Annotated in this window: 10 protein-coding genes; 6 read left to right on the forward strand and 4 right to left on the reverse strand. The window is 73.0% G+C overall.

The annotated features are described in order from the left end of the window. Positions 1–205: 205 nt before the first annotated feature. Genes pucD through AMK13_RS26185 form a run of 3 tightly spaced genes read right to left on the reverse strand, consistent with a single transcriptional unit; the run spans position 206 to position 3,941 of the window. Positions 206–2,572 (reverse strand): xanthine dehydrogenase subunit D, encoded by a 2,367-nt coding sequence (pucD, locus tag AMK13_RS26175; RefSeq protein WP_198959433.1) that lies wholly within the window; start codon positions 2,570–2,572, stop codon positions 206–208. Next, entirely contained in the window at positions 2,569–3,057 is a 489-nt protein-coding gene (locus AMK13_RS26180; protein WP_074004315.1) for a (2Fe-2S)-binding protein, read from the reverse strand. The genes pucD and AMK13_RS26180 overlap by 4 nt, the downstream gene beginning before the upstream one ends. Next, positions 3,054–3,941 (reverse strand): FAD binding domain-containing protein, encoded by an 888-nt coding sequence (locus AMK13_RS26185; RefSeq protein WP_074004316.1) that lies wholly within the window; start codon positions 3,939–3,941, stop codon positions 3,054–3,056. The genes AMK13_RS26180 and AMK13_RS26185 overlap by 4 nt, the downstream gene beginning before the upstream one ends. Positions 3,942–4,240: 299 nt before the next feature. Here AMK13_RS26185 and AMK13_RS26190 point away from each other — a divergent pair, with 299 nt between their 5' ends. Continuing rightward, entirely contained in the window at positions 4,241–5,851 is a 1,611-nt protein-coding gene (locus tag AMK13_RS26190; protein ID WP_074004317.1) for a PucR family transcriptional regulator, read from the forward strand. Positions 5,852–5,935: 84 nt separating this feature from the next. On the opposite strand, the gene AMK13_RS26195 is transcribed toward AMK13_RS26190, so the two are convergent. Then, positions 5,936–7,018, reverse strand: coding sequence for an alpha/beta hydrolase (locus tag AMK13_RS26195; protein ID WP_241853029.1), 1,083 nt, complete (start codon positions 7,016–7,018; stop codon positions 5,936–5,938). Between the two features lie 362 nt (positions 7,019–7,380). On the opposite strand from AMK13_RS26195, the gene AMK13_RS26200 reads away from it, so the two are divergent. From AMK13_RS26200 to ggt, 5 genes are all read left to right on the forward strand, one after another. Then, the gene (locus AMK13_RS26200) at positions 7,381–8,400 is read left to right on the forward strand and encodes a substrate-binding domain-containing protein (protein ID WP_074004318.1); all 1,020 of its coding nucleotides are present in this window, start codon (positions 7,381–7,383) and stop codon (positions 8,398–8,400) included. After that, complete coding sequence (locus AMK13_RS26205) at positions 8,397–9,443, forward strand: ABC transporter permease (protein ID WP_049654484.1); 1,047 nt, start codon at positions 8,397–8,399, stop codon at positions 9,441–9,443. Before AMK13_RS26200 ends, AMK13_RS26205 begins: the two co-directional genes overlap by 4 nt. A gap of 38 nt (positions 9,444–9,481) precedes the next feature. Further along, entirely contained in the window at positions 9,482–10,384 is a 903-nt protein-coding gene (locus AMK13_RS26210) for an ATP-binding cassette domain-containing protein (RefSeq protein ID WP_241853030.1), read from the forward strand. Continuing rightward, positions 10,381–11,487, forward strand: coding sequence for an ROK family glucokinase (locus AMK13_RS26215; protein ID WP_049654486.1), 1,107 nt, complete (start codon positions 10,381–10,383; stop codon positions 11,485–11,487). The genes AMK13_RS26210 and AMK13_RS26215 overlap by 4 nt, the downstream gene beginning before the upstream one ends. Before the next feature lie 139 nt (positions 11,488–11,626). Then, positions 11,627–13,417 carry a gamma-glutamyltransferase gene (gene ggt / locus AMK13_RS26220; RefSeq protein ID WP_074004319.1) on the forward strand — a complete coding sequence of 597 codons (1,791 nt, stop codon included), beginning with the start codon at positions 11,627–11,629 and terminating at the stop codon, positions 13,415–13,417. Positions 13,418–13,477: the final 60 nt, after the last annotated feature.

Consider the following 13,477-nt stretch of genomic DNA (forward strand, 5'->3'; position numbering starts at 1 on the left):
AAGCGGCGTAGGGGACGTATCGACTCACGGGGGCACTCATGAGCAGCGGGGGAGTGCCCGCGGTGCATCAGAGGGTGGTGCGCACCGCTGCGGGCCCCGGCGTGGGCAGGGCAGCGGGTGTACGGGGACGCCTCCGGGCGGTGGGAGGTGTCCCCGGGGCGGCGGGGAAGACGGTCGCCGCCCCGGGGAGGACGAACTCCGGTCGTCAGAGCGGCCGTTCGGTGGTCAGGTGCTCCGGCCGGACCGGGATCCGGTTGAGCGCCAGCCCGGTGGCGTTGCGGATGGCGGCCACGATGGACGGCGTCGCCGAGACGGTCGGCGCCTCGCCGACCCCGCGCAGCCCGTACGGGGCGTTGGGGTCGGGCAGTTCGAGCACCTCCACCGGGATCGGCGGGGTGTCCAGGATGGTGGGGATCAGGTAGTCGGTGAAGGAGGCGTTGCGCACCTTGCCCTCCCGCACGATGATCTCCTCCATCACCGCGAGGCCCAGCGCCTGGGTGCAGCCGCCCTGGATCTGGCCGACCACGGAGAGCGGGTTGAGCGCCTTGCCGACGTCCTGGACGGCGGTGAGCTCGACCACCTTGACCAGGCCCAGCTCCACGTCCACGTCCACCACCGCGCGGTTGGCGCAGAAGGTGTACTGGACGTGGCCGAAGCCCTGGCCGGTCTCCTTGTCGAAGGCCTGGGTGGGCCGGTGGTGGTGCTCGCGGGTCTGCTCGACGGCCTCGTCGCCGAGCAGGTCGACGATGGAGACCAGCGCGCCGGCGCTCTTCGACACCACCTTGCCGTCGGCCAGCACCAGGTCGTCGTGGGTCCAGCCGTAGCGCCGGCGCCCCTTGTCGAACAGCTCCCGGCGGACCGCCTCGGCGGCCAGCTTCACCGCCCCGCCGGTCATGTACGTCTGGCGCGACGCGGAGGTCGAACCGGCCGACCCCACCTCGGTGTTGGCCGGGTGGATGGTGACCTGCTCGACGCCCAGCTCGGTGCGGGCGATCTGGGCGTGCACGGTGACGCCGCCCTGGCCGACCTCGGCCGCCGCGGTGTGCACCATGGCGACGGGCTCGCCGCCGATCACCTCCAGCCGCACCCGGGCGGTGGAGTAGTCGTCGAAGCCCTCGGAGAAGCCGACGTTCTTGATGCCGACCGAGTAGCCGACGCCGCGGACGATCCCCTCGCCGTGCGAGGTGTTGGACAGCGCGCCGGGCAGCCGGCGGACGTCGAGGTGCTCGGTGTCCAGCGGCGGCGGCAGCGGCATCTCCTTGGCCCGCCGCAGCAGTTCGGCCACCGGCGCGGGGGAGTCGATCTGCTGGCCGGTGGGCATGAAGTCGCCCTCGGACATCGCGTTGAGCTGCCGCAGCTCCACCGGGTCCATGCCCAGGGCGGCGGCCAGCTTGTCCATCTGCGACTCGTAGCCGAACGCCGCCTGCACCGCGCCGAAGCCGCGCATCGCCCCGCAGGACGGGTTGTTGCTGTACAGCGCGATGGCGTGCATCCGCACGTTGGGGATCACGTACGGGCCGTGCCCGAGCGAGGCCGCGTTGCCGACCACGGCGGGGGAGGCGGAGGCGTACGCGCCGCCGTCCAGCACGATCCGGCAGTCGGCGTAGACCAGCCGGCCGTCCCGGGTGGCGCCGTGTTCGTAGTGCATCCGCGCCGGGTGGCGGTGCACGTGGCCGAAGAAGGACTCGTCCCGGGAGTAGACGATCTTGACCGGCTTGCCGGTGTGCTGGGCCAGCAGGCAGGCGTGGATCTGCATTGACAGGTCCTCGCGGCCGCCGAACGCGCCGCCCACCCCGGCCAGGGTCAGCCGGACCTTCTCCTCCGGCAGGTCCAGCACCGGCGCCATCTGCTGGCGGTCGACGTGCAGCCACTGGGTGGCGATGTAGAGGTCGATGCCGCCGTCCTCGGCGGGCACCGCGAGGCCGGACTCCGGGCCGAGGAAGGCCTGGTCCTGCATGCCGACCTCGTAGTCGCCGCTGACGACCACGTCCGCCAGCGCCCGCACCTCGTCGGTCACGCCGCGGCCGGAGACCAGCCGCTGCTCGTGGCAGATGTTGCCGTACGCGTGGGACTTGTACTCGTGCGGCTCGTGCACGTACCCGTACGTCTCCGGGTCGAGGCACTGCTCCTCGGTGACGATCGGGGTGAGCACCTCGTACTCGACCGCGATCTTCTTCACCGCCCGGCGGGCCGTCTCCGGGTGGTCGGCGGCGACCAGCGCGATCGCCTCGCCGTGGTAGCGGATCCGGTCGATGGCCAGGACCGGCTGGTCCTGGATCTCCAGGCCGTAGTACTTCGAGCCGGGGATGTCCTCGTGCGTCAGCACCGCGTACACCCCGGGCACCTTGAGCGCCTCGGAGACGTCCACCGACAGGATGTTCGCCCGGGGGTGCGGCGAGCGCAGCGCCGTGCCCCAGAGCATGTCCTCGTGCCACAGGTCGGAGGAGTAGGCGAACTCGCCCCGGACCTTCAGGTTGCCGTCCGGGCGCAGCGGCGAGCCGCCGATGCCGTCCTTGGCCGCCTGGTTGATGTTCTGCAGGTTCTTCTGCCCCTGGATGGTCCGCGCACTCACGCCGCGCCCTCCGTCCCCGCGCACGCGCGGGCCGAGGCCAGCCGCACCGCGTCCATGATCTTCTCGTAGCCGGTGCAGCGGCACAGGTTGCCGGACAGCGCCTCGCGGATGTCGTCGTCGCTCGGCTGCGGGTCCTCGGCCAGCAGCGCGTCGGTCTGCACCAGCAGGCCGGGGGTGCAGAAGCCGCACTGGACGGCGCCGGCGTCGACGAACGCCTGCTGGACCAGGCCCAGTTCGCCGTCCTCCGTGCCCAGGCCCTCGACCGTGCGCACCTCGCGGTCCTGCACCTGGCCGGCCGCGACCAGGCAGGAGCAGACCGGGAGGCCGTCCAGGTAGACCGTGCAGGAGCCGCACTCGCCCTGCTCGCAGGCGTTCTTCGAGCCGGGCAGGCCGACCCGCTCGCGCAGCACGTACAGCAGGCTCTCGCCCTCCCACACGTCGTCGGCCTCGACGGGCCTGCCGTTGGCGGTGAAAGTGACCTTCATGCCGCGCTCCTGATCTGCTTGCCGTAGTCGTTCCAGGTCCAGGTGAGGGTGCGGCGGGCCATCACGGCGAGCGCGTGCCGGCGGTAGTCGGCGGTGCCGCGGACGTCGTCGATCGGCGAGGCCGCGGCCTTCACCAGCTCGCCGAAGCGCTGGACCACCTCGGCTCCCAGCAGCTCCCCGGACTCCCACAGCCCGCGCTCGGCGAGCACGCCCTGGAGGTACTCCTCGGCCTCGACGGCGCGGCGCGGTGTGGGGGCGGCCGAACCGATGCCGGTGCCGACGGTCCCGTTCCGCGGGTGCAGGGCGAAGCCGAACGCGCAGACCGCGATCACCATGGCGTTGCGGGTGCCGATCTTCGAGAACTGCTGCGGCCCGTCCGCCACCGGGATGAGCACGGCCCGGATCAGCTCGTCGGCCTCCAGCAGGTTGCGCTTCACCCCGACGTAGAAGTCGTCGATCGGGATTAGCCGGGTGCCGCGCACCGAGGCCGCCTCGACGAACACGTCCCGCCCGGCCGCGAGCAGCGCCGGGTGCGAGTCGCCGGCCGGGGAGGCCGCGCCGAGGTTGCCGCCGACGCTGCCGCGGTTGCGGATCTGCGGCGAGCCGACGGTGTGGGCCGCCAGGGCCAGCCCGGGCAGCGGACCGGACAGCTCCGCGATGATCCGGGCGTACGGGACCGCGGCGCCGAGCCTCACCACCTCGCCGTCGTTCGACCATTCGGCGAGTTCGGTGATGCGGTTCAGGTCGAGAATCGCGGGTGGCCGGTGCACGTCGAAGTTCAGCTCGACCATGACGTCCGTGCCGCCCGAAACGGGCAGCGCGGTCGGGTACTCGGCCTTCGCCGCGAGTGCCTCGTCCCAGGTGGCGGGCCGAAGGAACTCCATGCGGGTGTCTCCTCAAGTCGTCGCCCGCCGGGTGCCCGGCGGCGTGTCGCCCAGTGAACCGCCGCGACGCGGCCCGCTGGCAGTCACCGATGGCATGAAGCCCCGGCTGTGAGCCCGCCCGGCATCCTGTACGTTCCTCTAAGGAGGAGAACCTCGCAGCCCAGGTGTCCGCCGGGTGCTACCTACGACCGTAATCCGGCCGTGACGCGCGGGCTACGGACCCGGGCGGACGCCCGGCCGGACAGGCCCTATCGTTACCCCTTCACCCTCCCCCCAAGCCCCCGTTAAGGAGTCCGCGGATGCGCGTCCGTGACCTGCTCGCCCCCGGCGCCCCGCGACTGCGCCTGCTCGCGGCCGAGGAAGAGCTGGACCGGCAGGTCAGCGGCGTGATGACGACGGACCTCCAGGACCCGGGCCGCTACCTGCACGGCGGCGAACTGGTGCTCACCGGCATGCTCTGGCGCACCGTCCCGGCCGACTCCGAGCGCTTCGTCCGCACCCTCGCGGCCGGCGGCGCGGTGGCCCTGGCGGCCGGCGAGGCCGAGGTCGGCCCGGTGCCCGAGGACCTGGTCGAGGCCTGCCGCCGGCACCGGATGCCGCTGCTCGCCGTCCCCGACGACATCGCCTTCGGCACCGTCACCGAGTTCATCGGCCGCCAGGTCTCCGCCGACCGCGCCGCCGACCTCGCCGCCTTGGTCGACCGGCACCGCCTGCTGGTCTCGGCGGCCGGCGGCGGCGGACTGGACGCGGTGCTCGACCTGCTCGGCGGCGACCTCGACCTGGACTGCTGGGTGCTCACCCCGACCGGCGCGGTGATCGCCGGCCCCGCCGACCGGCTCTCCGCCCAGGACCGCGACCAGCTGGTCCGCGCCCACCTCGCCGCCCAGCGCCAGCGCCGCCGCCCCCCGCACCGGGCCCGACTGGCCGCCGGCTCCTTCTCGCTGCTGCCCGCCCCGGCCTCCGCCGAGCACGACGAGCCGCCGGCCGGCGGCGGCCTGCTGGCCGACTGGGTGCTCGCGGTGGCCGGCGACGTCACCGAGTGGACCACCAAGCGCCAGCAGCTCGCCGAGAACCTGGCCCGGCTGGTCGCCGCCGAGCGCCACCGCCGCGACGAGGGCCGCCGGCTGCGCCGCCGCCTCGCCGACGAACTGCTCGCCCTGCTGCGCCGCGACGCCGACCCGGCCGAGGTCGGCCGCGCCCTGTACGCCTCCTCGGCGATGGCCGCCCGCTACGAGGGCCCCGGGGCCAAGTCCCAGGCGGAGGACGGCTCCTGGCTGGTGCTCAGCGCCGAGGGCACCGGCCTGCCGGAGGGCGCCGTACGGGCGGTGCTGGAGGAGGCGCTCGGCGGCGCCTCCGACCGCGCCCTGGTCGCCGGGACGGGCACCGGCGCCGTGGTGGTGCTGCCCGTCCTGGACGCCCCGGTGCCCGCCGACGCCCTGCGCGAACTGCTCGCCCCGCTGGAGGCCGGGCTCGGCTCGGAGGGCCGGATCACCCTCGGCGTCTCCGCCCCCGCCGCCGGGGCCGGCGGCCTGCGCGGCGCCCTGGAGGAGGCCCGGCACGCCCGCCGGATCGCCGCTTCCCGGGTCGGCCGGGTCTGCGTCGCGGGCCCCGAGGAGCTCGCCTCGCACGTCCTGCTGCTGGCCGCCGTCCCGGACGAGGTGCGCCGCGCCTTCCGCAGCCGGCTGCTGGACACGGTGATCGCGTACGACATCGAGCACCAGGCGGACCTGGTCCGCACCCTGGAGGCCTTCCTGCGCTCGGACGGCTCCTGGACCCGCTGCGCCGCCCAGCTGCACGTTCACGTGAACACCCTGCGGTACCGGATCGGCCGGATCGAGGAGCTGACCGGGCGTGACCTCTCCCGGCTGGAGGACCGGGTGGACTTCTACCTGGCGCTGGAGCTGGCCTGACGCCGCGTCCGGACAAGCGGAAGGGCCCGCCGCGACCTCGGTCGCGGCGGGCCCTTCCCGTACGGTTCGCTGTCGCCGGCCGGCCTACTGGACCGGGATGACCGAGGTCAGCCACTGGAAGGCGGCGGGGACCATCTTCTTCCACTGCTCGGTGGTGTGCGGGCCGGTGCCCTCCTCGACCTGGACGGTGGTCGGGGCCTTGGCCGCGGCGCGGATCGCCTCGCCGTCCTCGTAGCCGTCGCCCTTGGAGCCGCTGACCAGCAGGGCGACCTTCGGCGGCTGCGGGGCGGTCTTCAGGATGTTGACCGGGTTGTTGGCCTCGCGCAGCTTGGCGTCCTTGCCGACCAGGGAGTCCGGCTCCTGGGCCGGGTCGTTGTAGCCGGACATCGCGATGGCGGCCCGGTACCGGTTGGGGTGGGCCAGCGACAGCTTGGCCGCGCAGTGCGCGCCGGCCGAGTAGCCGGCGATCGCCCAGCGGTCCGCGGACGGGTCCGCGCGGAAGTTGTCCAGCACCATCTGCGGGACGTCGCGGGTGACCCAGGCGTCGGCGTTGATCTTGCCGGGGATGTCGGTGCAGCCGGCGTCCTGGTTGTTCAGCAGCTTCGTGCGGGGCGAGACCAGGATGAACGGGGCGACCTTGCCCTGCTGCATCAGCGGCTTGAGCTGCTCGGAGACCTTGAGGGTGCCGTACCAGGTGGAGGAGGAGCCGGGGTAGCCCGGGATCAGCTCGACCACGGGGAACTTCTTGTCCTTGAACGCCGGGTCGTTGTACTGCGGCGGCAGCCAGACCAGCACCTCGCCGTCGACCCCGGACACCTGGCCCTTGAGCTCGGTCCGCTGCACGTCGTTCGGGACGAGCGGGTCGTTCACGCCGCCGAAGCTCTGCTTGACCTTCTGCGGCTCCTTGGCGGGCTCGGCGCCCTGGCCGCCGGCGGCGGCCGCGGCCGGGTCGACCGGCGCCACCACGGGCACCGCGCGGACGTGGTTGCCGGTGCCGAGCAGGTCGTCCCAGTTGCCGTAGATCAGGTTGGCGTTGTTGACCATCACGAAGACCATCAGGACGGCCGTGACCTGGCAGAACATGATCATGACGATCCGGGTGAGGTAGCGTACCGGCTGCGGGCCGCCGACCTTCCCCCAGAACAGCAACGCCACTGTGATGGACACCGGCACCAGGATGACGGTGAGGAGGAAGAATGGCGTACCTGTCAGTTCCATCGAGTTCTCGTATCCGGGTCGCACGCCGCCCGGGGCCCACTCGCCCGAACGCACGTCAATGGCATCAGACGGCGATGGACCGGTGATCGGTTGCCGTCCGAATCTGTGCGGAACCTGAGAGGAACATCACTTTCTTGTGATGAACCGCCTTCGGATCGGCGCCTAGTCTGCCACCCGAACGGACGTCGTCCGGACCAGATGTTCAGCGAACTACCAGGAAAGGTCCCCCGGGGCACCTTACCTCCCAGGCCGTTCGCGCTGCCGGGCGAGGCGGTGCGATACCGCGCGGCACGGGCAGGGAGACTATGGGGATGAGCATCACCCGCTTTCGCCCGTCCCACCGCCTCTGGCCCGCGTGTGCCGTCCTGGCACTCGCGGTCGCCGTGGCCGGTTGCAGCAGTACTGGAGGCAGACGCGCCGAGGAGGCCCGCGCCAAGGCCGCGGCCACCGGCGGCGGCGCCGTCTCGACTCCGCGCTGGAAGGTCGCCATGGTGACCCACGCCGGAGCCGGCGACGCCTTCTGGGACACTGTGCGCAAGGGCGCCGAGCAGGCCGCCGCCAAGGACAACATCACCTTCCTGTACTCCAACGACGCGCAGACCCAGAACCAGGTCCAGCTCGTCCAGGCCGCCATCGACCAGAAGGTCGACGGCCTGCTGGTCACCCTCGCCAAGGGCGACGCCATGGCGGACGTCCTCGGCAAGGCCAAGGCCGCCGGCATCCCCGTGATCACGATCAACTCCGGCCAGGAGTACTCGCAGAAGTTCGGCGCGCTGACCCACATCGGTCAGGACGAGTCCACCGCCGGCCAGGCGGCCGGTACCGAGCTGGCCTCGCGCGGCCGCAAGAACGTGCTCTGCGTGATCCACGAGCAGGGCAACGTCGGCCAGGAGCAGCGCTGCTCCGGCGCCCAGTCCAAGTCCGGCGGAGCCTTCCAGGTGCTCTACGTCAACGGCGTCGACATGCCCGACGCCCGCGCCGCGATCTCCGCCAAGCTGCAGGCCGACCCGTCCATCGACACCGTGCTCACCCTCTCCGGCCCGATGGCCGCCACCGGCCTCCAGGCCGTCCAGGACGCCCACCGCGCCGTCGAACTGGACACCTTCGACCTGGGCACGCAGGTGGTGTCCGGGCTCAAGTCCGGCAGCGTCGGCTTCGCCGTCGACCAGCAGCCCTACCTCCAGGGCTACACCGGCGTCGACCTGGTCTGGCTGTACAAGTACAACCTGAACATGCTCGGCGGCGGCAAGCCCGTCGAGACCGGTCCGCAGATCCTGACCAAGGACAACGCCGACGCGCTCGCCGAGTACGTCGCGAGGGGGACCAGGTGAGCACCCCCGACCTCCTCGCCCACGACGGCCTGGTCGACGGCCGTCCGCCGGCCCTGCGGCGGCTCCTCGCCCGCCCCGAGCTGGGCTCGCTGATCGCCGCCGTCGCGGTCTTCACGGTCTTCGCCGTCGTCGCCGAACCGTTCCTGCGGGTCTCCTCGCTGGGCACCGTGCTGTACGCGGCCTCCACCATCGGGATCATGGCGGTGCCGGTCTCGCTGCTGATGATCGGCGGCGAGTTCGACCTGTCGGCCGGCGTGCTGGTCACCACCGCCGCGCTGACCTCCTCGATGGTCTCGTACCAGTTCACCGCGGTGACCTGGGTCGGCGTGCTGGTCTCGCTGGCGACCACGCTGGCCATCGGCGGGTTCAACGGCTGGATGCTCGGCCGCACCAGGCTGCCCAGCTTCATCGTCACGCTCGGCACCTTCCTGATGCTGACCGGCGCCAACCTGGGCGTCACCAAGGCGATCTCCGGCACCGTCTCCACCAAGTCGATCTCCGACATGGAGGGCTTCGCCGCCTGCCGCTGGCTGTTCGCCTCCGAGGTGACCGTCGGCGGGCTGACCGTCAAGGCCACCGTCTGGTGGTGGCTCGGCCTGCTCGTGGTCGGCAGCTGGGTGCTGCTGCGCACCCGCTTCGGCAACTGGATCTTCGCGGTCGGCGGCGACGCGGACGCGGCCCGCGCGGTCGGCGTGCCGGTCGCCCGGACGAAGACCCTGCTGTACCTGGGTGTCGGCTTCGGCGCCTGGGTGCTCGGCCAGCACCTGCTGTTCTCCTTCGACACCGTGCAGTCCGGCGAGGGCGTCGGCAACGAGCTGATCTACATCGTCGCGGCGGTCATCGGCGGCTGCCTGATCACCGGCGGCTACGGCTCGGTGGTCGGCTCCGCGCTCGGCGCGCTGATCTTCGGCATGGCCAGCAAGGGGATCATCTACGCCCAGTGGAACCCGGACTGGTTCAAGTTCTTCCTCGGCGCGATGCTGCTGCTGGCCGCGCTGCTGAACGCCTACGTCAAGCGCCGGGCCGAGCGGGGGCCGCGATGAACACGGACCTCACGGGGGCCGCGACGAACACGGAAGCGATGGGTACCGAACTGCTCTCCCTCGACGGCGTCGGCAAGAGCTACGGCACCGTCCGGGCGCTCCAGGACGTCTCGCTGACCCTGCGGGCCGGCGAGATCAGCTGCGTGCTCGGCGACAACGGGGCCGGCAAGTCCACCCTGATCAAGATCATCTCCGGGCTGCACCAGCACGACGAGGGCACCGTCACCGTCGGCGGCGAGGCGGTCCGCTTCGACTCCCCGCGCCAGGCCCTGGACCGCGGCATCGCCACCGTCTACCAGGACCTCGCGGTCGTCCCGCTGATGCCGGTCTGGCGCAACTTCTTCCTCGGCTCCGAGCAGGGCATGCGCCGCTGGGGCGGCCTGCGGCTGGACGCCGAGGGGATGCGCGCCACCACCCGCGACGCGCTCGCGCGGATGGGCATCGACCTGTACGACGTCGACCGGCCGATCGGCACCCTCTCCGGCGGGCAGCGCCAGTGCGTGGCGATCGCCCGCGCGGTGCACTTCGGCGCCAAGGTGCTGATCCTGGACGAGCCCACCGCCGCGCTCGGCGTCAAGCAGTCCGGGGTGGTGCTCAAGTACGTCACCGCCGCCCGCGACGCCGGGCTCGGGGTCGTGCTGATCACCCACAACCCGCACCACGCGTACCTGGTCGGCGACCACTTCACCCTGCTCCGGCGGGGCCGGATGGCGGGCAGCCATCCGCGTGCCGAGATCAGCCTCGAACAGCTCACCACCGAGATGGCCGGCGGCTCCGACCTCGCCGAGCTCTCGCACGAGCTGGCCCGACCGTCGCTCTCCGACCCCCGCGGCTCCGCCCCCGGCGGCTTCGGCACCGGGCTCCCCGGTGGCGGAGAATCGGCTTCCGGAGAATCCGACCCCCGAGAACCCGACACCCGTGAGGAGCGTCCGCAGCCGTGACCGGCTCCCAAGGCAGCACCCGGCCACCCGTCCTGCCGACCCTGCTCGGCCTCGGCCCGCGCGCCGAGCGCCGCCGCCGCGCCCTGCCCGCCGGGATACTGCGGCTGCCCACGATCGGCGTCGACATCGGCGGCACCAAGGTGGTCGCCGGGGTGGTGGACGGCGAGGGCAAGGTGCTGGAGAAGCTGCGCACGGACACGCCGCACAAGAGCAAGAGCCCCAAGGTGGTCGAGGACGTCATCGTCGAGCTGGTGCTCCAGCTCGCCGACCGGCACGACGTCCACGCCGTGGGCATCGGCGCGGCCGGCTGGGTCGACGCCGACCGCTCCAAGGTGCTGTTCGCCCCGCACCTCAACTGGCGCAACGAGCCGCTCCGGGAGGCGCTCAGCGAGCGGCTGCGCTTCCCGGTGATCGTGGAGAACGACGCCAACGCGGCCGCCTGGGCCGAGTGGCGCTTCGGCGCCGGGCGCGGCGAGGACCACATGGTGATGCTCACCCTGGGCACCGGCATCGGCGGCGCGGTGGTCCGGGACGGCTACGTGGACCGCGGCAAGTACGGCCTGGCGGGCGAGTTCGGGCACATGCAGGTGCTGCCCGGCGGCCACCGCTGCCCGTGCGGCAACCGGGGCTGCTGGGAGCAGTACTCCTCCGGCAACGCCCTGGTGCGCGACGCGCGCGAGCTGGTCGCCGAGGAGTCGCCGGTGGTGCAGCCGCTGCTGGCCCGGGCGGGCGGCACGGTCGAGGGCATCACCGGGCCGCTGGTCACCGAGGCCGCCCAGGAGGGCGACCCGGTCGCGACCGAGCTGCTCTACGAGGTCGGCACCTGGCTCGGCGTCGGCATCGCCAACCTGGCCGCCGCGCTGGACCCGGGCCGCTTCGTGATCGGCGGCGGGGTCTCCGAGGCCGGTGACCTGCTGCTCGGTCCGGCCCGGGACACCTTCCGCCGCACCCTCACCGGGCGCGGCTTCCGCCCGGAGGCCGCCATCGTGCACGCCGCCCTCGGCAACGAGGCCGGCCTGGTCGGCGCGGCCGACCTGGCCCGGCAGGTGGCGCGGCGCTTCCGCACGATCAAGCGGCGGCGGGTGGAGCGCAGCGCGCTGTAGCGGGGTGGGGGCGCCTGCCGGCTGTTCTCCTGGCGCCCCCGCCCGCTCCGCCAACTACCCGTTGGTAGCGGCGCGGTGTGGTTGTCGGATCATCCCTCCTGTGGAACAACTGAGTTGACGCAGACTCAGGAGGATTCGGATGAGGGCTCTGACCCGTCTCGCACCACCACTGCTGCTCGCCACCGCGCTGGTCTGGTCCGGCGTCGGACCGGCCGGCGCCGCGACCCCGCCGACGAAGGCGCCCGAGGCGGTGGGCCGGGGCGGAGCGGTCGCCACCGTCGACGCCGACGCCACCGCCGCCGGCATCGAGGTGCTGCGCAAGGGCGGCAACGCGGTGGACGCGGCCGTCGCCGCCGCCGCGGCCCTCGGGGTCACCGAGCCGTACTCCTCCGGCATCGGCGGCGGCGGGTACTTCGTCTACTACGACCACGCCACCGGCCGGGTGCACACCATCGACGGCCGGGAGACGGCCGGGCGCACCGCCGACAGCGGCCTGTTCCTGGAGGACGGCAAACCGCTGGCCTTCGCCGACGCCGTCACCAGCGGCCTGTCCGTCGGAATCCCCGGCACCCCCGCCACCTGGGACGCCGCACTGCGCAAGTGGGGCACCCGCTCGCTCGCCCAGAACCTCGAACCGGCCGAGCGGATCGCCGACCACGGCTTCGTCGTCGACGACACCTTCCGCGGCCAGACCGCCGACAACTACGCCCGGTTCAAGGACTTCCCGGCCACCGCCGCGCTCTACCTGCCGAACGGCAAGCCCCCCGAGACCGGCAGCGTGCTGCGCAACCCCGACCTCGCCGCCACCTACCGGCTGCTCGCCAAGGACGGCGTCAAGGCCTTCTACCAGGGCGAGTTGGCCAAGGACATCGCCAACACCGTGCAGCACCCGCCGGTCGACCCGGCGTCCGGCCGCACCGCCCGCCCCGGCAGGGTCGACACCACCGACCTCGCCGACTACCGGGTCCGCGACCAGGCGCCCACCCACGTCTCCCACGGCGCCTACGACGTCTACGCGATGGCCCCCTCCAGCTCCGGCGGCACCACCGTCGGCGAGGCGCTCAACATCCTGGAGGACGGCGGCGACGTCTCCACGTACAGCGGCACCCAGTACTACCACCACTTCCTGGAGGCCTCCCGGATCTCCTTCGCCGACCGCAACCGCTGGGTCGGCGACCCGGCCTTCACCGACGTCCCCACCAGGGAACTGCTCTCCGAGCGCTACGCCGCCTCCCGGGCCTGCCTGATCAGCCCGGACCACGCGCTGACCAGCCCGCTCGCCCCCGGCGACCCGCGCCACCCGGCCCCCTGCGCCGACACCGGCCAGGCCGTCCCCGAGCCGTACGAGGGCCCCAACACCACCCACCTGACGGTCGCCGACCGCTGGGGCAACATCGTCTCCTACACGCTCACCATCGAGCAGACCGGCGGCAGCGGCATCACCGTCCCCGGCCGGGGCTTCCTGCTCAACAACGAGCTGACCGACTTCGACTTCACCCCGCTCGCCCCGGGCGTCCCCGACCCCAACCTGCCGGGCCCGGGCAAGCGGCCGCGCTCCTCGATGTCCCCGACGGTCGTGCTGCGCGACGGCGAGCCGCTGCTGGCCACCGGCAGCCCCGGCGGCGCGACCATCATCACCACCACCCTCCAGGTGCTGCTCGGCCGGCTCGACCGGGGCCTGAGCCTGGAGCAGGCCATCGCCGCCCCGCGCGCCAGCCAGCGCAACAGCGCCACCACCCAGGCCGAGCCCGCCTTCCTGGCGCTGCCCGAGCGGGCCGCGCTGGAGGGCCTCGGACACAGTTTCGTCAACGGCGGCGAGATCGGTGCCGCCACCGGCGTGGAACGGCTGCCGGACGGCCGCTGGGTGGCCGCCGCCGAGCCGGTGCGGCGCGGCGGCGGCTCGGCCGCGGTGGTCCGGCCCGCGGGCTGACCGGGCCGGCCTGTCGGTGCCGGGCGGTATGTTCGGGGTGGGCCTCCCGCACGAGGGGCG

The sequence above is a fragment of the Streptomyces sp. CB02056 genome, from assembly GCF_001905545.1.
GTDB lineage: Bacteria > Actinomycetota > Actinomycetes > Streptomycetales > Streptomycetaceae > Kitasatospora.

Bases quoted from the DNA above. Each gene is read 5' to 3' on its own strand.
- AMK13_RS26180 (WP_074004315.1), bottom strand. From the start codon at position 3,057: ATGAAGGTCACTTTCACCGCCAACGGCAGGCCCGTCGAGGCCGACGAC.
- AMK13_RS26185 (WP_074004316.1), bottom strand. From the start codon at position 3,941: ATGGAGTTCCTTCGGCCCGCCACCTGGGACGAGGCACTCGCGGCGAAG.
- AMK13_RS26190 (WP_074004317.1), top strand. From the start codon at position 4,241: ATGCGCGTCCGTGACCTGCTCGCCCCCGGCGCCCCGCGACTGCGCCTG.
- AMK13_RS26200 (WP_074004318.1), top strand. From the start codon at position 7,381: ATGAGCATCACCCGCTTTCGCCCGTCCCACCGCCTCTGGCCCGCGTGT.
- AMK13_RS26210 (WP_241853030.1), top strand. From the start codon at position 9,482: ATGGGTACCGAACTGCTCTCCCTCGACGGCGTCGGCAAGAGCTACGGC.
- ggt (WP_074004319.1), top strand. From the start codon at position 11,627: ATGAGGGCTCTGACCCGTCTCGCACCACCACTGCTGCTCGCCACCGCG.